Annotated in this window: 34 protein-coding genes; all 34 read left to right on the top strand. The window is 39.4% G+C overall.

Annotated features, from left to right (window positions below; genetic code table 11):
- Positions 1-80 precede the first annotated feature (80 nt).
- The 34 genes from rpoC (at position 81) to KGF86_RS18945 (ending at position 23270) form a co-directional block, all read left to right on the top strand.
- Entirely contained in the window at positions 81-3686 is a 3606-nt protein-coding gene (gene rpoC, locus KGF86_RS18780; RefSeq protein ID WP_281413803.1) for a DNA-directed RNA polymerase subunit beta', read from the top strand.
- Between the two features lie 291 nt (positions 3687-3977).
- Positions 3978-4229 (top strand): ribosomal L7Ae/L30e/S12e/Gadd45 family protein, encoded by a 252-nt coding sequence (locus KGF86_RS18785; protein WP_211742687.1) that lies wholly within the window; start codon positions 3978-3980, stop codon positions 4227-4229.
- A gap of 135 nt (positions 4230-4364) precedes the next feature.
- Complete coding sequence (gene rpsL / locus KGF86_RS18790) at positions 4365-4784, top strand: 30S ribosomal protein S12 (protein ID WP_186871253.1); 420 nt, start codon at positions 4365-4367, stop codon at positions 4782-4784.
- 39 nt (positions 4785-4823) lie between these two features.
- Positions 4824-5294, top strand: coding sequence for a 30S ribosomal protein S7 (rpsG, locus tag KGF86_RS18795; RefSeq protein ID WP_186871254.1), 471 nt, complete (start codon positions 4824-4826; stop codon positions 5292-5294).
- A gap of 42 nt (positions 5295-5336) precedes the next feature.
- Positions 5337-7415 (top strand): elongation factor G, encoded by a 2079-nt coding sequence (gene fusA, locus KGF86_RS18800; RefSeq protein WP_186871255.1) that lies wholly within the window; start codon positions 5337-5339, stop codon positions 7413-7415.
- Positions 7416-7535: 120 nt separating this feature from the next.
- Positions 7536-8726, top strand: coding sequence for an elongation factor Tu (tuf, locus tag KGF86_RS18805; protein ID WP_186871256.1), 1191 nt, complete (start codon positions 7536-7538; stop codon positions 8724-8726).
- Positions 8727-9316: 590 nt separating this feature from the next.
- A complete protein-coding gene (rpsJ, locus tag KGF86_RS18810) occupies positions 9317-9625 on the top strand; it encodes a 30S ribosomal protein S10 (RefSeq protein WP_186871257.1) in 309 nt (102 codons plus the stop codon).
- Between the two features lie 29 nt (positions 9626-9654).
- Positions 9655-10284, top strand: a complete 630-nt coding sequence (gene rplC, locus KGF86_RS18815) for a 50S ribosomal protein L3 (protein ID WP_186871258.1) — start codon at positions 9655-9657, stop codon at positions 10282-10284.
- 26 nt (positions 10285-10310) lie between these two features.
- Positions 10311-10934, top strand: coding sequence for a 50S ribosomal protein L4 (rplD, locus tag KGF86_RS18820; RefSeq protein WP_186871259.1), 624 nt, complete (start codon positions 10311-10313; stop codon positions 10932-10934).
- Positions 10934-11221, top strand: a complete 288-nt coding sequence (gene rplW / locus KGF86_RS18825) for a 50S ribosomal protein L23 (protein ID WP_186871260.1) — start codon at positions 10934-10936, stop codon at positions 11219-11221. Before rplD ends, rplW begins: the two co-directional genes overlap by 1 nt.
- A gap of 30 nt (positions 11222-11251) precedes the next feature.
- The gene (gene rplB / locus KGF86_RS18830) at positions 11252-12082 is read left to right on the top strand and encodes a 50S ribosomal protein L2 (protein ID WP_186871261.1); all 831 of its coding nucleotides are present in this window, start codon (positions 11252-11254) and stop codon (positions 12080-12082) included.
- A 56-nt stretch (positions 12083-12138) separates the two neighbouring features.
- Positions 12139-12417, top strand: coding sequence for a 30S ribosomal protein S19 (rpsS, locus tag KGF86_RS18835; protein ID WP_186871262.1), 279 nt, complete (start codon positions 12139-12141; stop codon positions 12415-12417).
- 18 nt (positions 12418-12435) lie between these two features.
- A complete protein-coding gene (gene rplV, locus KGF86_RS18840; protein WP_186871263.1) occupies positions 12436-12777 on the top strand; it encodes a 50S ribosomal protein L22 in 342 nt (113 codons plus the stop codon).
- A gap of 3 nt (positions 12778-12780) precedes the next feature.
- Positions 12781-13422 (top strand): 30S ribosomal protein S3, encoded by a 642-nt coding sequence (gene rpsC, locus KGF86_RS18845; protein ID WP_186871264.1) that lies wholly within the window; start codon positions 12781-12783, stop codon positions 13420-13422.
- A 17-nt stretch (positions 13423-13439) separates the two neighbouring features.
- On the top strand, positions 13440-13874 hold the full coding sequence (gene rplP, locus KGF86_RS18850; protein ID WP_010095762.1) for a 50S ribosomal protein L16: 435 nt from the start codon (positions 13440-13442) through the stop codon (positions 13872-13874).
- Positions 13864-14064 (top strand): 50S ribosomal protein L29, encoded by a 201-nt coding sequence (gene rpmC / locus KGF86_RS18855; RefSeq protein WP_047983280.1) that lies wholly within the window; start codon positions 13864-13866, stop codon positions 14062-14064. Before rplP ends, rpmC begins: the two co-directional genes overlap by 11 nt.
- A gap of 24 nt (positions 14065-14088) precedes the next feature.
- Positions 14089-14352, top strand: a complete 264-nt coding sequence (gene rpsQ, locus KGF86_RS18860; protein WP_186871265.1) for a 30S ribosomal protein S17 — start codon at positions 14089-14091, stop codon at positions 14350-14352.
- A 43-nt stretch (positions 14353-14395) separates the two neighbouring features.
- Complete coding sequence (gene rplN, locus KGF86_RS18865; protein WP_010095756.1) at positions 14396-14764, top strand: 50S ribosomal protein L14; 369 nt, start codon at positions 14396-14398, stop codon at positions 14762-14764.
- A 34-nt stretch (positions 14765-14798) separates the two neighbouring features.
- On the top strand, positions 14799-15110 hold the full coding sequence (rplX, locus tag KGF86_RS18870) for a 50S ribosomal protein L24 (protein WP_186871266.1): 312 nt from the start codon (positions 14799-14801) through the stop codon (positions 15108-15110).
- A gap of 27 nt (positions 15111-15137) precedes the next feature.
- Positions 15138-15677: a 50S ribosomal protein L5 gene (gene rplE / locus KGF86_RS18875; protein WP_186871298.1), complete on the top strand. Its 540-nt coding sequence runs from the start codon at positions 15138-15140 to the stop codon at positions 15675-15677.
- Between the two features lie 28 nt (positions 15678-15705).
- Positions 15706-15891: a type Z 30S ribosomal protein S14 gene (locus KGF86_RS18880; protein ID WP_186871267.1), complete on the top strand. Its 186-nt coding sequence runs from the start codon at positions 15706-15708 to the stop codon at positions 15889-15891.
- 29 nt (positions 15892-15920) lie between these two features.
- Positions 15921-16319, top strand: a complete 399-nt coding sequence (gene rpsH, locus KGF86_RS18885) for a 30S ribosomal protein S8 (protein WP_186871268.1) — start codon at positions 15921-15923, stop codon at positions 16317-16319.
- Positions 16320-16349: 30 nt separating this feature from the next.
- Positions 16350-16886, top strand: a complete 537-nt coding sequence (gene rplF, locus KGF86_RS18890; protein ID WP_186871269.1) for a 50S ribosomal protein L6 — start codon at positions 16350-16352, stop codon at positions 16884-16886.
- Between the two features lie 30 nt (positions 16887-16916).
- The gene (rplR, locus tag KGF86_RS18895; protein WP_186871270.1) at positions 16917-17279 is read left to right on the top strand and encodes a 50S ribosomal protein L18; all 363 of its coding nucleotides are present in this window, start codon (positions 16917-16919) and stop codon (positions 17277-17279) included.
- Between the two features lie 20 nt (positions 17280-17299).
- Positions 17300-17803 (top strand): 30S ribosomal protein S5, encoded by a 504-nt coding sequence (gene rpsE / locus KGF86_RS18900; protein WP_186871271.1) that lies wholly within the window; start codon positions 17300-17302, stop codon positions 17801-17803.
- A gap of 13 nt (positions 17804-17816) precedes the next feature.
- Positions 17817-17999 (top strand): 50S ribosomal protein L30, encoded by a 183-nt coding sequence (gene rpmD, locus KGF86_RS18905; RefSeq protein WP_186871272.1) that lies wholly within the window; start codon positions 17817-17819, stop codon positions 17997-17999.
- 30 nt (positions 18000-18029) lie between these two features.
- Positions 18030-18470 (top strand): 50S ribosomal protein L15, encoded by a 441-nt coding sequence (gene rplO, locus KGF86_RS18910; RefSeq protein ID WP_186871273.1) that lies wholly within the window; start codon positions 18030-18032, stop codon positions 18468-18470.
- Positions 18470-19762 (top strand): preprotein translocase subunit SecY, encoded by a 1293-nt coding sequence (gene secY, locus KGF86_RS18915; protein ID WP_186871274.1) that lies wholly within the window; start codon positions 18470-18472, stop codon positions 19760-19762. Before rplO ends, secY begins: the two co-directional genes overlap by 1 nt.
- A gap of 29 nt (positions 19763-19791) precedes the next feature.
- Positions 19792-20436, top strand: a complete 645-nt coding sequence (locus KGF86_RS18920) for an adenylate kinase (protein ID WP_211742688.1) — start codon at positions 19792-19794, stop codon at positions 20434-20436.
- Positions 20437-20866: 430 nt separating this feature from the next.
- Positions 20867-21085, top strand: coding sequence for a translation initiation factor IF-1 (gene infA, locus KGF86_RS18925; RefSeq protein ID WP_010095735.1), 219 nt, complete (start codon positions 20867-20869; stop codon positions 21083-21085).
- 31 nt (positions 21086-21116) lie between these two features.
- A complete protein-coding gene (gene rpmJ / locus KGF86_RS18930; RefSeq protein ID WP_010095733.1) occupies positions 21117-21230 on the top strand; it encodes a 50S ribosomal protein L36 in 114 nt (37 codons plus the stop codon).
- A 22-nt stretch (positions 21231-21252) separates the two neighbouring features.
- Positions 21253-21618, top strand: a complete 366-nt coding sequence (rpsM, locus tag KGF86_RS18935) for a 30S ribosomal protein S13 (protein WP_186871276.1) — start codon at positions 21253-21255, stop codon at positions 21616-21618.
- A gap of 21 nt (positions 21619-21639) precedes the next feature.
- On the top strand, positions 21640-22029 hold the full coding sequence (gene rpsK / locus KGF86_RS18940; protein WP_010095726.1) for a 30S ribosomal protein S11: 390 nt from the start codon (positions 21640-21642) through the stop codon (positions 22027-22029).
- A 296-nt stretch (positions 22030-22325) separates the two neighbouring features.
- Positions 22326-23270: a DNA-directed RNA polymerase subunit alpha gene (locus KGF86_RS18945; protein ID WP_186871277.1), complete on the top strand. Its 945-nt coding sequence runs from the start codon at positions 22326-22328 to the stop codon at positions 23268-23270.
- The last annotated feature ends 28 nt before the right edge of the window (positions 23271-23298 follow it).

Consider the following 23298-nt stretch of genomic DNA (forward strand, 5'->3'; position numbering starts at 1 on the left):
TTGACTTTATTGTCTTTCCCCCATAGCTCATTCGTAAGTAAATCCATTGGAAAACGGACATTAAAAAGGGAGGTATACCCTTGTTAGATGTAAATAATTTTGAATTTATGAAGATAGGTTTAGCTTCACCAGAAAAGATTCGTTCTTGGTCGTATGGTGAGGTTAAAAAGCCAGAGACAATTAACTACCGTACACTAAAGCCAGAAAAAGATGGTTTATTCTGTGAACGTATCTTTGGACCACAAAAGGACTGGGAATGTCATTGTGGAAAATATAAAAGAGTGCGTTACAAAGGTGTTGTATGTGATCGGTGTGGTGTTGAAGTAACCAAATCAAAAGTACGCCGTGAACGCATGGGGCATATTGAATTAGCAGCTCCTGTTTCACACATTTGGTATTTCAAAGGAATCCCTAGTCGTATGGGTCTTGTATTAGATATGTCACCACGTGCATTAGAAGAAGTAATTTATTTTGCTGCATATATTGTGACAGATCCAGGTAATACACCTTTAGAAAAGAAACAACTTCTTTCAGAAAAAGAGTTTCGTGCATATTACGAAAAATACGGTAGTGCCTTTAAAGCACAAATGGGCGCTGAAGCAATCCGTAAACTTCTTCAAGATATTGACCTTGATAAAGAAGTAGATGCGCTAAAAGAGGAACTAAAAACAGCTCAAGGTCAACGTAGAACGAGAGCAATTAAACGTTTAGAAGTGCTAGAGGCATTTCGTAATTCTGGTAATGAGACTTCTTGGATGATTTTAGATGTTCTTCCAGTTATCCCACCAGAAATTAGACCAATGGTACAGTTAGATGGTGGTCGTTTTGCTACATCTGACTTAAACGATTTATATCGTCGTGTAATTAACCGTAACAATCGTTTAAAACGTCTATTAGATTTAGGTGCGCCTAGCATTATCGTTCAAAACGAAAAGCGTATGTTACAAGAGGCAGTAGATGCTTTAATTGATAACGGTCGTCGTGGTCGTCCGGTTACAGGACCAGGAAACCGTCCATTGAAATCTCTATCACATATGCTTAAAGGTAAGCAAGGTCGTTTCCGTCAAAACTTACTAGGTAAACGTGTAGACTACTCGGGACGTTCTGTTATCGTAGTAGGTCCAAACTTAAAAATGTACCAATGTGGATTACCAAAAGAAATGGCTTTAGAGTTATTCAAGCCATTCATTATGAAGGAACTTGTTGAGCGTGGAATTGCGCATAACATCAAATCTGCAAAACGTAAAATTGAGCGCGTTCACCCAGATGTTTGGGGAGTTTTAGAAGATGTGATTAAGGAGCATCCGGTATTACTTAACCGTGCCCCTACACTTCACAGACTAGGTATTCAAGCATTCGAACCTACATTAGTAGAAGGTCGTGCTATCCGCCTACACCCATTAGTATGTACAGCATATAACGCTGATTTTGACGGGGACCAAATGGCTGTTCACGTACCGCTATCTGCAGAAGCACAAGCAGAAGCACGTCTTCTAATGCTAGCAGCGCAGAATATTCTTAACCCGAAAGATGGTAAACCAGTTGTAACACCATCACAGGATATGGTATTAGGTAACTATTATCTAACGTTAGAGCGTGAAGGTGCAGTTGGAGAAGGTACTGTATTTACGGGTGTAGATGAAGCTAGAATCGCATATCAAAATGGTTATGTTCATTTGCATACTCGTGTTGCTGTTCAAGCATCTAGTTTAAACAACAAAACATTTACAGAAGAACAAAATAACCAACTATTACTTACAACAGTAGGTAAGTTGATTTTCAACGAAATATTACCAGACTCGTTCCCGTATATTAATGAACCAACTAAGACAAATCTTGAGGAACGTACTCCGGAAATGTACTTTGTTGATAAAGGAACAAATATTAAAGAAGAGATTCAAAAACGCGAAATCATCAAGCCGTTTAAGAAAGGCTTCTTAGGTGATATTATTGCGGAAGTGTTCAAGCGATTTAAGATTACAGAAACATCTAAAATGCTTGACCGTATGAAGGATCTTGGATTTAGTATGTCTACCACTGCAGGTATGACAGTTGGTATTTCTGATATCGTCGTATTACCTGAAAAAGAAGAAATCTTAATTGAAGCGCAGAAGAAAGTAGATAACGTCATGAAGCAATTCCGTCGTGGTTTAATCACAGAAGAAGAGCGTTATGATCGTGTTATCGCTGTTTGGACGCAAGCAAAAGATACGATTCAAAATAAACTAATGCAGTCTCTAGATAATCGTAACCCGATCTTCATGATGAGTGACTCTGGTGCCCGTGGTAACGCATCTAACTTTACACAGTTAGCAGGTATGCGTGGACTAATGGCTAACCCAGCAGGACGAATCATCGAGTTACCAATCAAATCTAGTTTCCGTGAAGGTTTAACGGTATTAGAGTACTTTATTTCTACGCACGGTGCGCGTAAAGGTCTAGCCGATACAGCACTGAAGACAGCGGACTCTGGTTACCTAACACGTCGTCTTGTTGATGTGGCACAGGACGTTATCGTTCGTGAAACAGATTGTGGAACCGACCGTGGATTACCAGTAACAGCATTAATGGATGGAAATGAAGTAATCGAGCCATTATTTGACCGTTTAGTAGGACGTACTGCGTTCGAAGAAGTGGTTCATCCTGAAACAAAAGAAGTCATTGTGAAATACGATACAGTGATTTCTGAAGATCAGGCGAAACAAATCGTTGAAGCAGGAATTGAACAAGTAACAATCCGTACCGTGTTTACATGTAATACAAAACACGGCGTATGTAAGAAATGTTATGGTCGCAACTTAGCGACTGGTTCAGAAGTAGAAGTTGGCGAAGCAGTTGGTATTATTGCAGCACAATCTATTGGTGAGCCAGGAACACAGTTAACGATGCGTACTTTCCATACAGGTGGGGTAGCAGGAGACGATATCACTCAAGGTCTACCTCGTATCCAAGAGTTGTTTGAAGCGCGTAATCCGAAAGGGCAAGCGATCATCAGTGAAGTTCACGGTACTGTACTAGAAATTCACGAAGTGAAAGACAAACAAGAAATTGTGATACAAGGTGATGTGGAACAACGTTCTTATGCTGTACCATACAATGCGCGCTTAAAAGTATCTGTTGGAGACCAAGTGATTGCTGGTCAAGAACTAACAGAAGGTTCAGTGGATCCTAAAGAACTGATTCGTGTTCAAGGAGTAGCTGGCGTTCAAGACTACTTACTACGTGAAGTGCAGCGTGTATACCGTATGCAAGGTGTAGAAATTGGCGACAAGCACGTTGAGGTAATGGTACGTCAAATGCTACGTAAAGTTCGTGTACTTGATGCTGGAGATACTGATGTATTACCTGGATCGTTACTTGAGTTACATCAATTCAAAGAAGCGAACCGCAGAGTATTACTTGAAGGTAACCAGCCTGCTGTAGGTAGACCGGTATTACTAGGTATTACAAAAGCTTCCCTAGAAACGGATTCATTCTTATCAGCTGCATCATTCCAAGAAACAACTAGAGTACTTACTGACGCAGCAATTAAGGGTAAACGTGATGAATTACTAGGACTTAAAGAAAACGTCATTATCGGTAAGCTAGTACCGGCTGGAACAGGTATGCAACGCTATCGCAAAATTCAACTACCAGCAGTAGAACAAGAAGAAACAGAAGAAGAATTAGAACAACCAGTTCAATAACTTAATTGACTATGTAACTGTAAAAGTGCTAGTTATCAGTCAAATTAATTAGTCGCACTAAACGGTCCGAATTCATGGAATCTACTATGGGAATTCTCACAAGATAAAGCCACGTAGAAAGAAAGTGTATTCGGACCACAGGTGTGACTTCACATCTTATTTGATCTAATAAAGAAAAAAATATCAAGGAAGCAACAAAAAATATTAGAATTCTAGTTGACATTAAAAAACGAGAATGATACTATATTCAAGGTGCTTCCGATTTATACTTGTAACTTTGGAGGATATACCATGTCTTATGAAAAAGTACTGCAAGTAAAGTCACAAACGATTATTGGTGTGAAGCAAACACTTAAAGCTATGAAAAATGGCCAAGTGAAACAAGTGTATATAGCCGAAGATGCTGATCGGTTCGTTACACAAAAAGTAGAAGAATTAGCAAAAACACTAGACATTCCATGTCAACGTGTTGATTCCAAGAAAAAGCTAGGAACCGCATGTGGAATAGATGTCGGCGCATCAGCGATTGCAATTAAAAAGTAGAAAGTGGTTTTGGCAAGAGGCACTCTTGCGAAAGCTTTGTTTTTTACCTTAAGATGAACCGCCTGGATGTGTGGAATTACAAAACGGTATAAACTAGCTAATTACTAACCAAAGAAAAGAAGGGAGGACAACATAATGCCTACAATTAACCAACTTGTCCGCAAAGGTCGCGTAAGCAAACCTAAGAAATCTAACTCACCAGCACTTAACAAAGGGTACAACAGTTTCAAAAAGTCTCTAACTGATGAAAACTCTCCACAAAAACGTGGCGTATGTACTCGTGTTGGTACACTAACTCCTAAAAAACCGAACTCAGCTTTACGTAAATATGCTCGTGTTCGTTTATCAAACAACATGGAGGTAACTGCATACATTCCTGGTATTGGTCATAACCTACAGGAGCACAGTGTAGTTTTAATCCGTGGTGGACGTGTAAAAGACTTACCGGGGGTACGTTATCACATCGTTCGTGGAGCACTTGATACTGCTGGAGTAGACGGTCGTATGCAAGGTCGTTCTAAATACGGTACAAAACGCCCTAAAGAGAAAAAATAACTCTTTTTAACAACATGATACAGGAAAGGAGGGGGACATATGCCACGTAAAGGACCAGTACCTAAGCGCGATGTCTTGCCAGATCCAATTTATAATTCAAAACTAGTAACTCGTTTAATCAACCAAATCATGGAGGATGGAAAACGAGGCATTGCTCAAAAGATTCTTTATAACGCTTTTGAACTAGTTGAACAACGCAGCGGACAAAATCCGATGGAAGTGTTTGAGCAAGCTATGAAAAACGTTATGCCAGTACTTGAAGTACGTGCACGCCGTGTTGGTGGTTCTAACTACCAAGTACCGGTTGAAGTTCGTCCGGAACGCCGTCAAACTTTAGGTTTACGTTACATTGTTAACTACGCACGTTTACGCGGAGAAAAAACAATGGAAGAGCGTTTAGCGAATGAAATTCTAGATGCTTCAAATAATACAGGTGCATCTGTTAAAAAACGCGAAGATATGCACAAAATGGCAGAAGCAAACAAAGCGTTTGCTCACTATCGTTGGTAATATAAATAAAAATAAAGGTTTTAACAGGAAGGAGAAGAATACATGGCAAGAGAGTTCTCCTTGGAAAAGACGCGCAATATTGGTATTATGGCTCACATTGATGCAGGTAAAACCACTACAACTGAGCGTATTCTTTTCTATACAGGACGCATTCACAAGATTGGTGAAACACACGAAGGTGCTTCACAAATGGACTGGATGGAGCAAGAGCAAGAGCGCGGAATTACAATCACTTCTGCTGCTACAACTGCTCAATGGAAAGGTCACCGTATCAACATCATCGATACACCTGGGCACGTAGACTTCACAGTAGAAGTTGAACGTTCATTACGTGTACTTGATGGTGCGGTTACAGTACTTGATGCTCAATCAGGGGTTGAGCCTCAAACTGAAACAGTTTGGCGCCAAGCAACAACTTATGGAGTACCACGTATTGTATTTATCAACAAAATGGATAAAACAGGTGCAGATTTCCTATACTCTGTAGGTACATTAAAAGAACGTCTAGGTGCTAATGCACACCCAGTACAATTCCCAATCGGTGCAGAAGATGAATTCCAAGGAATCATCGACTTAATCGAAATGGAAGCTTACTTCTATGAGGATGATTTAGGAACTCGTTCTGAAGCACGTGAAATCCCAGCTGATTTAAAAGATCAAGCGGAGGAATTACGTACTAGCTTAGTAGAAGCTGTATCTGAATTAGACGAAGAGCTAATGATGAAATACCTTGATGGAGAAGAAATCTCTAATGAGGAATTAAAAGCAGTTATTCGTAAAGCTACAGTAAACGTTGAGTTCTATCCAGTATTCTGTGGATCAGCGTTCAAAAACAAAGGTGTTCAATTAATGCTAGATGGTGTTATTGATTACCTACCATCTCCAGTAGATGTACCAGCAATTGAAGGTACACTTCCTGGTTCAGATGAGAAAGTAACTCGTCCATCTTCTGATGACGAACCTTTCGCAGCGTTAGCTTTCAAAGTTATGACAGATCCTTTCGTGGGTAAATTAACATTCTTCCGTGTTTACTCAGGAACATTAGATTCTGGATCATATGTACGTAACTCTGTAAAAGATAAGCGTGAGCGTGTAGGTCGTATCCTGCAAATGCACGCAAACACTCGTGAAGAAATTTCTAGAGTATATGCAGGTGAAATCGCTGCAGCTGTAGGTCTGAAAGATACTTCAACAGGTGATACTCTATGTGACGAGAAGAATCTTGTAATCTTAGAGTCCATGGAATTCCCAGAACCAGTTATTGATGTTGCTATCGAACCAAAAACGAAAGCAGACCAAGATAAAATGGGTATTGCACTTGGTAAACTTGCAGAAGAAGATCCAACTTTCAGAACGGAAACAAATCCAGAAACTGGTCAAACAATCATCTCTGGTATGGGTGAGCTTCACCTAGACATCATTGTTGACCGTCTAAAACGTGAATTCAAAGTTGAAGCAAACGTTGGTGCACCACAGGTTGCATACCGTGAAACATTCCGTGCTGCTGCTGAAGTCGAAGGTAAATTCGTACGTCAGTCTGGTGGACGTGGACAATACGGTCACGTTTGGGTCAAATTTGAACCAAACGAAGAGGGCGCAGGATTTGAATTCCAAAACAACATCGTTGGTGGTGTAGTACCACGTGAATACATCCCTGCTGTTGAACAAGGTATTAAAGAAGCAATGGAAAACGGTGTATTAGCTGGGTTCCCTGTAATCGACATTAAAGCTTCTTTATTTGATGGTAGCTACCATGATGTCGACTCTAACGAAATGGCGTTTAAAGTTGCTGCATCAATGGCACTTAAAGCTGCTAAAAGTAAGTGTAACCCTGTAATTCTTGAACCAATGATGAAAGTGGAAGTTGTAATCCCTGAAGAATATCTTGGAGATATTATGGGTGACATCACTTCTCGTCGTGGACGTGTAGAAGGAATGGAAGCACGCGGTAACCAACAGGTTGTTAAAGCGTTTGTTCCTCTATCAGAAATGTTTGGATATGCAACAGCATTACGTTCAAACACTCAAGGACGTGGAACTTACACAATGCACTTCGATCATTATGAAGAAGTACCGAAGAGCATCTCTGAAGAAATTATTAAGAAAAATGCTGGAGAATAATTGATTTTTTTATCATTCTCAAGTATAACTTTTATTGTAAGCTAAGAAATAACACAAGCTGCTATTTCTTAGCTCCAACATATACTTACAATCTTTCATTTATTTAAGGAGGAAATATAAATGGCTAAAGAAAAATTCGACCGCTCTAAAAGTCACGTTAACATTGGAACAATTGGACACGTTGACCATGGTAAAACTACATTAACAGCTGCTATTACAACTGTAATGGCTAAGAAAAGTGGTAAAGGTACTGCGATGGCATATGACCAAATCGACGGTGCACCTGAAGAAAAAGAACGTGGAATCACTATCGCGACTTCTCACGTTGAGTATGAAACTGAAACTCGTCACTATGCACACGTAGACTGCCCAGGACACGCTGACTATGTTAAAAACATGATCACTGGTGCTGCACAAATGGACGGAGCTATCCTAGTAGTATCTGCTGCTGATGGTCCAATGCCACAAACTCGTGAGCACATCCTACTTTCTAAAAACGTTGGTGTACCTACAATCGTAGTATTCCTAAACAAAGTAGATATGGTTGACGATGAAGAATTATTAGAACTAGTTGAAATGGAAGTTCGTGATCTATTATCTGAATATGACTTCCCTGGTGATGATGTACCAGTAATCAAGGGTTCTGCTCTTAAAGCTCTTGAAGGAGACGCTCAATACGAAGAAGCAATCGTTGAATTAATGAACGCTGTAGATGAGTATGTTCCAACTCCAGAACGTGACACTGATAAGCCATTCATGATGCCAGTTGAGGACGTATTCTCAATCACTGGTCGTGGTACAGTTGCAACTGGTCGTGTAGAACGCGGTCAAGTTAAAGTTGGAGACGAAGTTGAAATCATCGGTCTTCAAGAAGAATCAAGCAAAACTACTGTAACTGGTGTTGAAATGTTCCGTAAGCTTCTTGATTATGCTGAAGCTGGAGATAACATTGGTGCACTTCTACGTGGTGTTTCTCGTGAAGATATCAACCGTGGTCAAGTACTTGCAAAACCAGGTACAATTACTCCACACACGAACTTCAAAGCTGAAGTTTACGTATTATCTAAAGAAGAAGGTGGACGTCATACTCCATTCTTCTCAAACTACCGTCCACAGTTCTACTTCCGTACAACTGACGTAACTGGTGTTATCAACTTACCAGAAGGAGTAGAAATGGTTATGCCTGGAGACAACATCGAAATGGATGTTGAACTAATTTCTCCAATCGCTATCGAAGAAGGAACTCGTTTCTCTATTCGTGAAGGTGGACGTACTGTAGGATCAGGCGTAGTATCTTCTATCCAAAAATAATTAAATGAATCATATATAAAGACAGCCGATTGTTCGGTTGTCTTTTTTGTATAAAGGATTAGTGCAATCATTTCAGGCATAAGGGATACAGTAAATAAGTGGCCGGGAGCTTAGAATGCTTCATGGTGTACTGAAATTTGTTTCGAAAAATAAGTCAGTAGGATTAGTAGCTTATAAGCTATCTGAAGGTATTGCTCTATTCTTTCGGCAAATTCTATCACTATCAATAATCTCACATAGAACGTCACCATAATGTCTTCGGAAAACATATAGTAATGGTGGAATGATGATAAGGGACGATGAATCGATTAACTTTATCGTTAAAACCAAACTTTCCCAACAAAAAACTCCCAAGAATCCTTGCAATCACTAAGATTACTAAGTATAATACATAGATGTGCAACAAATTAGTTTTATAACTAAAAAAGGGTTGCAATGACCAGGTATATTCTATATAATAAGAATGTTGGTCGTTTCAGGCGATGATGTGGAAGGTTGTTGGCACACCCGGCCCCTTTGCCATGGGCGGTGGTTAAGAAATTTTCACGGAGTATGTCTATAATAATATGGGCGATAAAGGAGGGAAAATAATGGCAAAAGATAAAATTAGAATTCGTTTAAAAGCATATGATCATCGTATTTTAGATCAGTCTGCTGAAAAAATCGTAGATACTGCGAAGCGTTCTGGTGCGAAAGTGTCTGGTCCGATTCCATTACCTACAGAGAAGGCTGTCTACACAATCTTACGTGCGGTTCATAAATACAAAGACTCACGTGAGCAATTCGAGATGCGTACACATAAACGTCTAATCGATATCGTAAACCCAACACCGCAAACAGTAGATTCGCTAATGCGTTTAGACTTACCATCTGGTGTTGATATTGAAATTAAACTATAAAATTTGTTTTTAAATAGGAGGTGTAACGGATGACGAAAGGAATCTTAGGTCGAAAAATCGGCATGACTCAATTGTTTAATGAAAACGGAGAATTAATCCCGGTAACAGTTGTTCAGGCTGAGCCTAACGTAGTATTACAAAAAAGAACTCTTGAAAACGATGGATACGAAGCGATTCAAATCGGTTTCCAAGATCTTAAGGAATCACGTACTAACAAAGCGGAGAAAGGTCATGCTGAAAAAGCAAACACAACCCCTAAGCGCTACGTTCGTGAAATCCGTAACGCTAATCTTGATGAATATGAAGTAGGTCAAGAAGTTAGCGTTGAAATTTTCCAAGCTGGTGAAAAAGTTGATGTAACTGGAACTTCTAAAGGTAAAGGTTTCCAGGGTTCAATTAAACGTCATGGTCAATCACGTGGACCTATGTCTCACGGTTCTCACTACCATAGAGCTCCAGGTTCAATGGGTGCAATTGATGCAATGCGCGTATTCCCAGGCAAAAACTTACCAGGTCACATGGGTCAAGAGCAAGTAACAATCCAAAACCTTGAAGTAGTAAGTGTTGACGTTGATCGCAACCTGCTATTAATCAAAGGTAATGTGCCAGGTGCTAAAAAATCATTCGTAAAAATCACGAGTGCAGTTAAGGCTAACTAATCATATATACGAAGGGAGGATATGTCATGCCTAAAGTAGCACTATTTAAACAAGATGGTTCACAAGCAGGTGAAATCGAATTAAACGCGTCTGTATTTGGTATTGAGCCTAATACACACGTTTTACACGAAGCGGTAGTTATGCAACGTGCGTCTATGCGTCAAGGTACACACGCTGTTAAAAATCGTTCTGATGTTCGCGGTGGTGGACGCAAACCATGGCGTCAAAAAGGTACAGGTCGCGCGCGTCAAGGTTCTATTCGCTCACCACAATGGGTAGGCGGTGGAGTTGTTTTCGGACCTACACCTCGTAGCTACAGCTACAAACTACCAAAGAAAGTTCGTCGTTTAGCTCTTAAATCAGCATTATCTTCTAAAGTACAAGAAGAAAACTTAGTTGTTTTAGAAAGTCTTGCACTAGATGCTCCTAAAACAAAAGAAGTTGTAAAAATGCTAGGTGCTTTAAACGTAAATGAAAAAGCTCTTATCGTTACTGCTGACACTGACGAGAACGTAGTACGTTCTGCTAATAACCTTCAAGGGGTTAAAGTTCTTACAGTTACAGAAGTAAACGTTCTTGATTTATTAATGCATGACAAGTTGATCTTAACGAAAGATGCAGCTGAAAAAGCAGGGGAGGTGCTTGCATAATGACTGATGCACGTGATATTATTAAGCGCCCTGTCATCACTGAACACTCTGCAGATCTAATGGCAGAGAAGAAATATACGTTCGAAGTTAGTACGAAAGCTAACAGAACACAAATCAAAGATGCTGTTGAAGAAATCTTTGGTGTGAAAGTTGAAAAAGTTAACACTATGAACTTAAAAGGTAAATTCAAGCGAATGGGTCGTTACGGTGGTTTCCGCCCAAATCGCAAAAAAGCTATCGTTCAGCTATCTGCTGACAGCAAAGATCTAGACTTCTTTGAAGGTTAAAAAGTAAATAAGTGAAGGAGGGAAAACAAGATGGCGATTAAAAAATTCAAACCTACCACTAATGGTAGACGTAACATGTCTGTATCTGATTTTGCAGAAATCACTACAGATCAACCGGAAAAATCCCTATTAGCACCTCTACCAAAACGTGGTGGACGTAACAACCAAGGGAAATTAACCGTTCGTCATCAAGGTGGCGGTCACAAGCGTCAATATCGTATCATCGATTTCAAACGTGACAAAGATGGTATTCCAGGTAAAGTTGCTACTATCGAATACGATCCAAACCGTACCGCTAACATTGCATTAATCAACTACGCTGATGGTGAGAAGCGTTATATTCTTGCACCAAAAGGCTTACAAGTAGGTCAAGTAATTGAATCTGGTGAAAGCGCGGATATTAAAGTGGGTAACGCTCTTCCGTTAGCAAATATTCCAGTAGGTACAGTAATCCACAATATCGAACTAAAACCAGGAAATGGCGGACAGTTAGCTCGTTCTGCGGGTGCTGAAGCTCAAATCCTTGGTCGTGAAGAAAAATACACATTAGTGCGTTTAGCTTCTGGTGAAGTTCGTTTAATTTTATCAACTTGCCGCGCAACAGTAGGTCAAGTAGGTAACTTAGAACATGAATTAATTCGTGTCGGTAAAGCAGGACGTTCTCGTTGGAAAGGTATTCGCCCAACTGTACGTGGATCTGTTATGAACCCGAACGATCACCCACACGGTGGTGGTGAAGGACGTGCACCTATCGGACGTAAATCACCAATGTCACCTTGGGGCAAACCAACTCTTGGTTATAAGACACGTAAACGTAATAAAGCTTCAGATAAGTATATTGTGCGTAAACGTAAAAAATAATCGTAATTTAAGGTGGGAATAACTCCCATCTTGGAACTTCGAAAGGAGGTTTATCCATGGGTCGTAGTTTAAAAAAGGGACCTTTTGCAGATGACCATCTATTGAAAAAAATTGATGAACTAAATGAATCTGACAAAAAACAAGTTATTAAAACTTGGTCACGTCGTTCTACTATTTTCCCGACATTCATCGGGCACACTATTGCTGTTTATGATGGACGTAAACATGTTCCTGTATTTGTTACAGAGGACATGGTTGGACATAAATTAGGTGAATTTGCTCCAACTCGTACGTACAAAGGACATGCAAGTGACGATAAGAAAACAAAACGCTAATGAGAGGAGGCGCTCTAAATGCAAGCTAAAGCCGTAGCTAAATCAGTTCGTATTGCTCCTCGTAAAGTGCGATTAGTCGTTGATTTAATTCGAGGAAAACAAGTTGGCGAAGCAATTGCTATTTTACGCCACACACAACGCGGTGCTTCTCCAGTTGTAGAGAAAGTGTTAAAATCTGCAATCGCAAACGCAGAACACAACTACGAAATGGATCCAGATAATCTAGTGATTTCTGAAGCATTCGTTAATGAAGGTGTTACTTTAAAACGTTTCCGTCCACGCGCTCAAGGACGTGCAAGCAAGATTAATAAGCGCACTAGCCACATTACAGTGGTTGTAACAGAAAAGAAGGAGGGATAGTTAGTGGGTCAAAAAGTGAATCCAACAGGTCTTCGCGTTGGTATCATTAAAGACTGGGAGTCTAAATGGTATGCTGGCAAAGACTATGCAGACTTACTACATGAAGATATTAAAATCAGAGAATATCTTGAAAACCGTCTAAAAACTGCAGCTGTTTCCCATGTTGAAATTGAACGTGCAGCTAATCGCGTAAACGTAACAATTCACACTGGTAAACCAGGTATGGTTATTGGTAAAGGCGGATCTGAAGTAGAAGCTCTACGTAACTCATTAAACAGTTTAACTGGCAAACGTGTTCACATCAATATTGTTGAAATCAAGAAAGTTGATGTTAATGCTAAGCTAGTTGCAGAAAATATTGCTCGTCAATTAGAAAATCGTATTTCATTCCGTCGTGCACAAAAGCAAGCTATCCAACGTGCTATGCGTGCTGGTGCAAAAGGAATTAAAACACAGGTATCTGGTCGTCTAGGTGGCGCAGATATTGCTCGTGCTGAACATTACAGTGAAGGAACTGTTCCACTACACACATTACGTGCTGATATCGACTATGCAACAGCAGAAGCTGATACTACGTACGGTAAACTTGGTATTAAAGTGTGGATCTATCGTGGTGAAGTCCTTCCAACTAAATCGAACAAATAAGGAAGGGGGCTATATACATGTTAATGCCTAAACGTGTTAAATATCGTAGACAACATCGTGGTAAAATGAGAGGCCAAGCAAAAGGTGGTACTCAAGTTACTTTTGGTGAATATGGAATACAAGCTCTTGAGGCTTCTTGGATTACAAGTCGTCAAATAGAAGCTGCTCGTATCGCTATGACTCGTTACATGAAACGTGGCGGTAAAGTATGGATCAAAATTTTCCCAGATAAGCCGTATACAGCGAAGCCTCTAGAAGTCCGAATGGGTTCTGGTAAAGGTGCTCCTGAAGGATGGGTTGCTGTAGTTAAGCCTGGAAAAGTTATGTTTGAAATTGCTGGAGTTTCTGAAGAGGTTGCTCGTGAAGCATTACGTCTTGCTTCTCATAAACTTCCAATCAAAACTAAATTCGTAAAACGTGAAGAAATTGGTGGTGAAATCAATGAAGGCTAATGATATCAGAGAACTAACCACTGCCGAAATTGAACAAAAACTTAAATCTTTAAAAGAAGAGTTATTTAATTTACGCTTCCAACTAGCAACTGGTCAACTTGAGAACACTGCACGTATCCGTGAAGTAAGAAAAACCATTGCTCGTATGAAAACTGTTGTCCGTCAACGCGAACTAAGCGTAAACAACTGATAATGAGAGGAGGTTAGCCTCAAAATGACTGAACGTAATAATCGTAAAGTATATACAGGCCGTGTAGTTTCAGATAAAATGGATAAAACAATCACAGTTTTAGTTGAAACTTACAAAAACCATAAATTATATGGTAAACGTGTTAAGTATTCTAAGAAATTTAAAGCACATGATGAGAACAATCAAGCAAAAACTGGTGATATCGTTCGTATTATGGAAACTCGTCCGTTATCATCAACTAAACGCTTCCGTCTAGTTGAAATCGTTGAAGAAGCGGTAATTATATAATAAAGTTTCGCTCGGAAGGTATCCGAAGGGAGGTTTAAAGCGTATGATTCAACAGGAAACACGCTTAAAAGTTGCAGATAACTCTGGTGCACGTGAGTTACTTACGATTAAAGTACTAGGTGGCTCAGGTCGCAAAACTGCTAATATCGGTGATGTTATTGTTTGTTCCGTAAAACAAGCAACACCAGGAGGCGTTGTCAAAAAGGGTGACGTTGTAAAAGCAGTAATTGTACGTACTAAATCTGGTGTACGTCGTAAAGACGGCTCATATATTCGTTTTGATGAAAATGCTGCAGTAATCATTCGTGATGACAAAAGTCCAAGAGGAACTCGTATCTTCGGACCAGTTGCACGTGAATTACGTGATGCACAATTCATGAAAATCGTATCTCTAGCTCCAGAAGTTCTATAAGAAGAGAATTACCTTGTAAGGAGGTGCGTAAAGCATGCATGTAAAAAAAGGTGATAAAGTAATTGTTATTTCCGGTAAAGACCGTGGTAAAACAGGCACAATTTTAGAAGCATATCCGAAAAAGGATCGCGTTCTTGTTGAAGGTGTTAACATGATCAAAAAACACGCTAAGCCTTCTCAAGAGAATCCACAAGGTGGAATTCTTAACCAAGAAGCTCCAATTCATGTTTCTAACGTGATGCCAGTAGATCCAAAGACCGGCAAACCGACACGTGTTGGTTACGAAGTGCGTGATGGAAAGAAAGTCCGCATCGCTAAAAGTTCCGGTGAAGCATTAGATAAATAGTATGTGCTGTGAAAGGAGGGCAACATGGTGAATCAATTAAGACAAAAATACCAAGATGAAATTGTACCATCTTTAATGAATAAATTTAATTACAAGTCTGTTATGGAAGTGCCTGGAATCGAAAAAATCGTTATCAACATGGGTGTTGGTGATGCAGTTCAAAACTCTAAGGCACTAGATAGCGCAGTTGAAGAACTAGCATTAATTTCTGGTCAAAAACCAATGATTACACGTGCTAAAAAATCAATCGCAGGATTCCGTTTACGTGAAGGAATGCCGATTGGTGCGAAAGTTACTCTTCGCGGTGAGCGCATGTATGAATTCCTACAAAAGCTAATCGCGGTATCTCTACCACGTGTACGTGACTTCCGTGGTATTTCTAAAAAAGCTTTTGATGGCCGTGGTAACTACACGCTAGGTGTTAAAGAACAATTAATTTTCCCAGAAATTAATTACGATAAAGTAAGTAAAGTGCGCGGTATGGATATTGTTATCGTAACAACATCTAATACTGATGAAGAAGCACGTGAACTTTTAGCTCAGCTTGGCATGCCTTTCCAAAAATAGACATGAGCTAATACAAGGAGGGAAAATTGTGGCTAAAAAATCAATGATTGCGAAACAAAAACGCACACAAAAGTATCAAGTACAAGAGTATACTCGTTGTGAACGTTGTGGACGTCCGCATTCAGTAATGCGTAAATTTAAACTTTGCCGTATTTGTTTCCGCGAACTTGCCTATAAAGGTCAAATTCCTGGTGTCAAAAAAGCAAGCTGGTAAACCCCGATTCGGGAAGGAGGTAATGATTAATGGTTATGACAGATCCAATCGCAGATATGCTAACTCGCATTCGTAATGCGAACATGGTTAAACATGAAAAGTTAGAACTTCCTGCTTCTAAAATTAAAACTGAAATTGCTGATATTCTAAAAAGAGAAGGCTTTGTACGTGATTATGAAGTTATTGAAGATAACAAACAAGGCGTTCTGCGTATTTTCCTTAAGTACGGTGTGAATGAGGAACGAGTAATTACAGGTATTAAACGTATTAGTAAGCCAGGATTACGTGTTTATGCTAAAGCTGGTGAAGTACCTCGTGTACTAAACGGTTTAGGTATTGCAATCGTATCAACATCTAAAGGTGTACTTTCTGATAAAGAAGCACGCGCTCAAGCTGTTGGTGGCGAAGTACTTGCATATGTTTGGTAATTAATTTTTTATGATGAGGAGGTGCATGGAATGTCTCGTATAGGACTTAAGCCAATTGAGATTCCGAGTGGTGTAGAAGTAAAACTTAATGAAAATACAGTAACAGTTAAGGGCCCTAAAGGTGAATTAACTAGAGAATTTCATCCTGATATGAAGATTGTTGTTGCAGATAACGTGATCACAGTGGAACGCCCTAGTGATCAAAAAACACATCGTTCATTACACGGAACAACTCGTAGCCTACTAGCTAACATGGTTGAAGGTGTATCGAAAGGTTTTGAAAAACATCTTCAAATTATCGGTGTTGGTTATCGTGCACAAAAGCAAGGTAATAAAATCGTAGTAAACGCTGGATATTCACATCCAGTTGAAATAGATCCAATCGACGGTATTGAAATCGATGTTCCAAACAACACTTCTGTGATTGTTAAAGGTATCGATAAAGAAAAAGTTGGCGCTGTTGCAGCTAACATTAGAGCTATTAGAAAACCAGAACCTTACAAAGGTAAAGGTATTCGTTACGTTGATGAATATGTACGTCGTAAAGAAGGTAAAACTGCTAAGTAAGGTTAGTTAGGCGAGAAAGGAGTGACCCAGATGATCACAAAACCTGACAAAAATGTTGCACGTAAAAGAAGACATAACCGTGTTCGTAAGAATCTTTTCGGAACACCTGAGCGTCCTCGTTTAAACGTGTATCGTTCAAATAAACACATTTATGCACAGTTAATTGATGATACTAACGGTGTAACATTAGTTAGCGCGTCTACTGTAGATAAAGAATTAAGCGTTGATTCAACTAGCAGTGTTGATGCTGCAACTAAAGTTGGAGAATTGATTGCAAAACGTGCCCAAGATAAAGGTCATAAATCAGTTGTATTTGATCGTGGAGGCTACCTTTATCATGGACGTGTAAAAGCATTAGCAGATGCTGCTCGTGAGGCAGGTCTTGAATTTTAATTGTAAAAGGAGGGACACAGATGAAAACAGTAATCGATCCTAATAAATTAGATCTTGAAGAACGTGTTGTTGCGGTAAACCGCGTAGCAAAAGTTGTAAAAGGTGGACGTCGTTTCCGTTTTGCTGCATTAGTAGTTGTAGGAGATAAGAACGGCCATGTTGGATTTGGTACTGGTAAAGCACAAGAAGTACCAGATGCAATTAGAAAAGCAGTTGATGATGCGAAGAAAAACTTAATCACTGTACCGATCGTTGGAACAACAATTCCACATGAAATTCATGGAGAATTCGGTTCTGGACGTGTATTAATGAAACCAGCTTCTGAAGGTACTGGAGTTATCTCTGGTGGTCCGGTTCGTGCGGTACTTGAGCTTGCTGGTGTTGGTGATATTTTAACTAAGTCACTTGGTTCTAACACACCAATTAATATGATTCGCGCTACTATGAATGGTTTAACTAACCTTAAGCGCGCGGAAGATGTAGCAAAACTACGAGGAAAGTCTGTAGAAGAACTGTTAGGATAAGGAGGGAAACACTATGTCTAAAAAATTAGAAATCACCCTCACACGCAGTGTAATAGGTGCAAAAGAAAAACAAATGAAAACTGTTGAAGCACTAGGTCTTAAAAAAATTCGTCAAACCGTAGTTCTTGATGATACTCCGGCTGTTCGTGGAATGGTTAACAGAGTATCTCATCTTGTAACGGTTAAAGAAGGTTAATAAACAGAAGCGTAAAGAGGAGGTGCTCGTATGAAACTTCATGAATTGAAACCAGCAGAAGGCTCACGTAAAGAGAGAAACCGTGTAGGTCGCGGAACATCATCTGGAAACGGAAAAACTTCCGGTCGTGGTCACAAAGGACAAAACGCTCGTTCTGGCGGTGGTGTACGTCCTGGATTTGAAGGTGGACAAATGCCTTTATTCCAACGTTTACCAAAACGTGGATTTACGAACATAAACCGTAAAGAATATGCTATAGTGAACTTAGACGTTTTAAACCGATTTGAAGACGGCACAGAAATCACTCCTGAGTTATTATTAGAATCAGGTGTCGTAAAGAACGTAAAATCAGGTATTAAAGTACTTGGTAATGGTTCCGTCGAAAACAAATATACCGTTAAAGCTCATAAGTTCTCTGCTTCAGCAAAGGCAGCAATCGAAGAAGCGGGCGGTAAAACAGAGGTGATCTAATGTTCCGTACATTCTCCAATTTTATGCGCGTGGCTGACATTAGACGGAAAATATTTTTTACACTTGCTTTGTTAATTGTATTCCGTCTAGGCACATTTATTCCTGTGCCATTCACAGATAAAACTGCAATTGAACATTTGAACTCGCAAAATAATGTGTTTGGATTTCTAGATACATTTGGCGGTGGGGCATTGATGAATTTCTCCATTTTCGCAATGGGGATAATGCCTTATATTACAGCTTCAATCATTATGCAATTACTACAAATGGATGTTGTACCGAAGTTTACTGAATGGAAAAAGCAGGGTGAAGTGGGTAGAAAGAAACTTGCCCAAGTTACCCGTTATGGAACAGTGGTCCTTGCATTCGTTCAAGCAATAGCCATGTCTATTGGCTTCAATGCAATGGCTGGTGGTTTCTTAATTGCCAATCCAGATCCAATGAAGTTCCTTATCATCGCATTAGTATTAACTGCTGGAACAACATTCCTAATGTGGTTAGGTGAACAGATCACTGCAAATGGAGTTGGGAATGGAATTTCGATACTCATTTTTGCAGGTATCGTAGCTGCTATACCGAACGCTGTTGAACAGTTATATGCCCAGTACTTTACAAATCCTGGAGATGAACTGTTTATCAATATCGTTATTGTAGCTTTAATAGCTTTAGTTGCGATAGCAATCACGGCTGGTGTTGTTTTCGTACAACAAGCGTTACGTAAGATCCCAATTCAATATGCAAAGAAACTTGTAAATCGTTCTCCAGTTGGTGGTCATTCTACACATTTACCTCTAAAAGTAAATGCTGCGGGAGTTATCCCAGTAATCTTCGCGATTGCCTTTATTATGGCTCCAAGAACTGTTGCAGGATTCTTTGATGGTAATGTTGCTAATACAATTGAATCGATCTTTGATTATACAACAACAACAGGTATGCTTATCTATGTGGCGCTAATTATTGCGTTTACGTATTTCTATACATTTGTTCAAGTTAATCCTGAGCAAATGGCTGAGAACTTACAAAAGCAGGGTGGATATATTCCAGGAATTCGTCCAGGTAAAAATACTGAAACGTATCTTACTCGTGTTATCAATCGTTTAACATTTGTAGGAGCAATATTCTTGGCTGCAGTTTCCGTACTACCTATTGTATTCGGTAAACTTGCAGGTCTTCCACAATCAATTCAAATCGGCGGCACAAGTCTACTAATCGTTGTAGGTGTAGCAATTCAAACAATGAAGCAATTAGAAGGTCAGTTAGTGAAGCGACACTACAAAGGATTTATTAAGTAAGAATTTGCCAATGAAGCGAGGGGAAAGTTTTGAATCTATTGTTAATGGGTCTTCCTGGTGCAGGCAAAGGTACACAGGCAGATAAAATAAGCGAGAAATATAACATCCCTCATATTTCAACAGGAGATATGTTCCGATCCGCTATTAAAGAAGGAACAGAACTTGGTGTGAAAGCTAAAAGCTTCATGGACCAAGGCGCACTTGTTCCGGATGAAGTAACAATTGGAATCGTAAAAGAGCGTTTGAGTAAAGCTGACTGTGAGAAAGGGTTCTTGTTAGATGGTTTCCCAAGAACCATTGCACAAGCAGAAGCTTTACAAGCACTTTTATCGGAAATGAATCAAGCGATTGACCATGTATTACATGTAGAAGTACCAGAAGATAAATTAGTGGAGCGTTTATCCGGTCGTAGAATTTGTCCAACATGTGGTAGAGCTTATCATGTGATATATAATCCTCCCAAAAAAGAGGGTATCTGTGATATTGATGGTTCAGCGTTAATTCAACGTGATGATGACAAACCAGAAACGGTTAAAAATCGTTTGGCGATCAACATCGAACAATCGAAGCCGTTACTAGACTTTTATGAAGATAGAGGATATCTTGTAACCGTTGATGGTGATCAAGATATCAATAAGGTTTTTCAAGACATTCAATCGATTATTGAAAATTAATTCATTGTAGGCCCTGCACGAATAGACAATTCTATTTGTTTCATAGTAATAAGAGTCGTTTAGCTTTAATGCTTACTATGTGGATAATGACACCCTGTGTTTAACATTCCACCCTCATTTAGGTGAACGTCATGAAGCGAAACTGATTCGATGCCACGAATAGGTCTTGTTTGTCGAATTTGCAAGAGGCGACAAGGCATTATCGGTTTGAGTGATTGATGATCGTTGTGTCTTGGTAGCAGATGGGGAACACGTAAATATGATCTCGACCAAAGAGAATGAGTAAACATCATATTGAACATGGATTATACGTCTCCAGAAGTCCAAAACAGCCTTCTAGAAACTGGTCGTGTCACAAATGAAAATTTATCGTTTATATGTTGTTTTAGAACAATATTGTGACTGATTTAAAAGAAGGGAGTAAGGCGCGATGGCGAAAGATGATGTAATTGAAGTGGAAGGAACCGTAACAGAAACATTGCCAAATGCAATGTTCAACGTAGAGCTTGAAAACGGTCATACGGTCTTGGCACATGTGTCTGGAAAAATCCGTATGCACTTCATCCGTATCTTACCAGGTGATAAAGTAACGGTAGAACTCTCTCCATATGATTTAACAAGAGGACGAATTACGTACCGTTATAAATAAGCGAGCTCCGATATAAAAGGAGGTAAAGATGATGAAAGTAAGAGCATCTGTAAAGCCAATTTGTGAAAAATGCAAAGTCATTAAACGAAAAGGCAAAGTAATGGTGATTTGTGAAAATCCGAAACACAAGCAAAAACAAGGATAATTGAAGGAGGTGCGCATTTTTTATGGCACGTATTGGAGGTATAGATATTCCACGTGATAAACGTGTAGTAATCTCTTTAACATACATTTATGGTATTGGTAAGAAAACTGCACAAGATATCCTTAAAGAAGCAGGCGTTTCTGAAGATACTCGTGTTCGTGATCTAACTGAAGATGAGTTAGGACGTATTCGTCAAGCGGTGGATGGTTACACAACTGAAGGGGATCTTCGTCGTGAAGTATCGCTTAACATTAAACGTCTAATCGAAATCGGCTCATATCGTGGTCTAAGACATCGTCGTGGTTTACCGGTTCGCGGTCAAAATACGAAGAACAACTCTCGTACTCGTAAAGGCCCACGTCGTACAATCGCTAACAAGAAAAAATAATGTAAGGAGGTAAACTAATAGATGGCTCGTAAAACTAATACACGTAAACGTCGTGTGAAAAAGAATGTTGAGACTGGTGTAGCACATATCCGTTCTACTTTCAACAACACTATTGTAACTATCACTGATGTTCAAGGTAATGTTGTTGGATGGAGTTCTGCAGGTGCACTAGGTTTCAAAGGTTCTCGTAAATCTACTCCATTTGCTGCACAAATGGCTGCTGAAACAGCTGCTAAAACTGCAGTTGATAATGGAATGAAAACTCTAGAAGTATCAGTTAAAGGTCCAGGAGCTGGACGTGAAGCTGCTATTCGTTCTCTACAAGCAGCTGGACTAGAAGTTACAGCTATTAAAGATGTAACTCCAGTACCTCATAACGGTTGCCGTCCACCAAAACGTCGTCGTGTATAATTTAAACGTATATTATTTGTCACCCTGTCTATAATGGGTTATGATGACTAAAAGTATAGATGGTAATAGAGATAAATTTAAGTACACCAAGGTAAATGATGAGAAGATGGTATAGCAACACGCCTTAGGGGCGAGGAGATATATTTCTTATTAAGACCTTACTATACAGCATCGCAAAGACAAACGTACGATAAATTACACAGGTAGTGCAGAAACGCCAACTGCCGATCCCGAGGAATTTCGGTTAGATCACTTTCTAGCCGGGGTTTCGACGTTTTAAAGGAGGGTATTATGGAATGATTGAAATAGAAAAGCCAAAGATTGAAACGGTTGAGATTAGTGATGATGCTACATTTGGAAAATTTGTGGTAGAACCGCTCGAACGTGGTTATGGTACAACTCTTGGAAACTCCTTGCGTCGTATCCTACTATCCTCACTTCCAGGTGCTGCTGTTACGTCAGTTCAAATTGATGGAGCATTACATGAATTTTCAACTATTGATGGAGTAGTTGAAGATGTTACGACAATCATTTTGAATTTGAAAAAGCTAGCCCTTAAAATCTATTCAGACGAACCAAAAACATTAGAAATCGATGTGCAAGGTGAAGGAGTCGTTACTGCGGCAGATCTAACATACGATAGTGATGTAGAAGTATTGAATCCTGAACTTCCAATTGCAACATTAAATGCAAAAGGAAACTTGCGTATGAAATTAACTGCACAACGTGGTCGTGGTTATGTTCCAGCAGATGCAAACAAACATGAAGATCAACCAATTGGTGTTATTCCAGTTGATTCCATTTTCACACCAGTATCACGTGTCACTTACCAAGTTGAGAATACTCGTGTAGGTCAAAGTGCGAACTACGATAAATTAACTTTAGATGTTACGACTGATGGAAGCATTCGTCCAGAAGAAGCAATTTCTTTAGGGGCAAAGATTCTTTCTGAGCATTTAAATATTTTCGTAGGCTTAACAGACGAAGCACAGAATGTTGAAATAATGGTTGAGAAAGAAGAAGACCAAAAAGAAAAAGTAATGGAAATGACAATTGAAGAATTAGACCTATCGGTTCGTTCTTACAATTGTTTAAAACGTGCTGGCATTAATACAGTTCAAGAGCTTTCAAATAAATCTGAAGAAGATATGATGAAAGTGCGTAATCTAGGTCGTAAATCATTAGAGGAAGTTAAAGTTAAACTTGCTGATTTAGGTTTAGGTTTACGTAAAGAAGATTAATATCGGACATCTTTAGAGTTTCAAGAAA

Source organism: Ornithinibacillus massiliensis (genome assembly GCF_018310345.1).
In the GTDB taxonomy this organism is placed as follows: domain Bacteria; phylum Bacillota; class Bacilli; order Bacillales; family Amphibacillaceae; genus Ornithinibacillus; species Ornithinibacillus massiliensis.

Coding starts and splice junctions, on each gene's coding strand:
- KGF86_RS18785 (WP_211742687.1), top strand. CDS start 3,978: ATGTCTTATGAAAAAGTACTGCAAGTAAAGTCACAAACGATTATTGGT.
- rpsL (WP_186871253.1), top strand. CDS start 4,365: ATGCCTACAATTAACCAACTTGTCCGCAAAGGTCGCGTAAGCAAACCT.
- rpsG (WP_186871254.1), top strand. CDS start 4,824: ATGCCACGTAAAGGACCAGTACCTAAGCGCGATGTCTTGCCAGATCCA.
- fusA (WP_186871255.1), top strand. CDS start 5,337: ATGGCAAGAGAGTTCTCCTTGGAAAAGACGCGCAATATTGGTATTATG.
- tuf (WP_186871256.1), top strand. CDS start 7,536: ATGGCTAAAGAAAAATTCGACCGCTCTAAAAGTCACGTTAACATTGGA.
- rpsJ (WP_186871257.1), top strand. CDS start 9,317: ATGGCAAAAGATAAAATTAGAATTCGTTTAAAAGCATATGATCATCGT.
- rplC (WP_186871258.1), top strand. CDS start 9,655: ATGACGAAAGGAATCTTAGGTCGAAAAATCGGCATGACTCAATTGTTT.
- rplD (WP_186871259.1), top strand. CDS start 10,311: ATGCCTAAAGTAGCACTATTTAAACAAGATGGTTCACAAGCAGGTGAA.
- rplW (WP_186871260.1), top strand. CDS start 10,934: ATGACTGATGCACGTGATATTATTAAGCGCCCTGTCATCACTGAACAC.
- rplB (WP_186871261.1), top strand. CDS start 11,252: ATGGCGATTAAAAAATTCAAACCTACCACTAATGGTAGACGTAACATG.
- rpsS (WP_186871262.1), top strand. CDS start 12,139: ATGGGTCGTAGTTTAAAAAAGGGACCTTTTGCAGATGACCATCTATTG.
- rplV (WP_186871263.1), top strand. CDS start 12,436: ATGCAAGCTAAAGCCGTAGCTAAATCAGTTCGTATTGCTCCTCGTAAA.
- rplP (WP_010095762.1), top strand. CDS start 13,440: ATGTTAATGCCTAAACGTGTTAAATATCGTAGACAACATCGTGGTAAA.
- rpmC (WP_047983280.1), top strand. CDS start 13,864: ATGAAGGCTAATGATATCAGAGAACTAACCACTGCCGAAATTGAACAA.
- rpsQ (WP_186871265.1), top strand. CDS start 14,089: ATGACTGAACGTAATAATCGTAAAGTATATACAGGCCGTGTAGTTTCA.
- rplN (WP_010095756.1), top strand. CDS start 14,396: ATGATTCAACAGGAAACACGCTTAAAAGTTGCAGATAACTCTGGTGCA.
- rplX (WP_186871266.1), top strand. CDS start 14,799: ATGCATGTAAAAAAAGGTGATAAAGTAATTGTTATTTCCGGTAAAGAC.
- rpsH (WP_186871268.1), top strand. CDS start 15,921: ATGGTTATGACAGATCCAATCGCAGATATGCTAACTCGCATTCGTAAT.
- rplF (WP_186871269.1), top strand. CDS start 16,350: ATGTCTCGTATAGGACTTAAGCCAATTGAGATTCCGAGTGGTGTAGAA.
- rplR (WP_186871270.1), top strand. CDS start 16,917: ATGATCACAAAACCTGACAAAAATGTTGCACGTAAAAGAAGACATAAC.
- rpsE (WP_186871271.1), top strand. CDS start 17,300: ATGAAAACAGTAATCGATCCTAATAAATTAGATCTTGAAGAACGTGTT.
- rpmD (WP_186871272.1), top strand. CDS start 17,817: ATGTCTAAAAAATTAGAAATCACCCTCACACGCAGTGTAATAGGTGCA.
- rplO (WP_186871273.1), top strand. CDS start 18,030: ATGAAACTTCATGAATTGAAACCAGCAGAAGGCTCACGTAAAGAGAGA.
- secY (WP_186871274.1), top strand. CDS start 18,470: ATGTTCCGTACATTCTCCAATTTTATGCGCGTGGCTGACATTAGACGG.
- infA (WP_010095735.1), top strand. CDS start 20,867: ATGGCGAAAGATGATGTAATTGAAGTGGAAGGAACCGTAACAGAAACA.
- rpmJ (WP_010095733.1), top strand. CDS start 21,117: ATGAAAGTAAGAGCATCTGTAAAGCCAATTTGTGAAAAATGCAAAGTC.
- rpsM (WP_186871276.1), top strand. CDS start 21,253: ATGGCACGTATTGGAGGTATAGATATTCCACGTGATAAACGTGTAGTA.
- rpsK (WP_010095726.1), top strand. CDS start 21,640: ATGGCTCGTAAAACTAATACACGTAAACGTCGTGTGAAAAAGAATGTT.
- KGF86_RS18945 (WP_186871277.1), top strand. CDS start 22,326: ATGATTGAAATAGAAAAGCCAAAGATTGAAACGGTTGAGATTAGTGAT.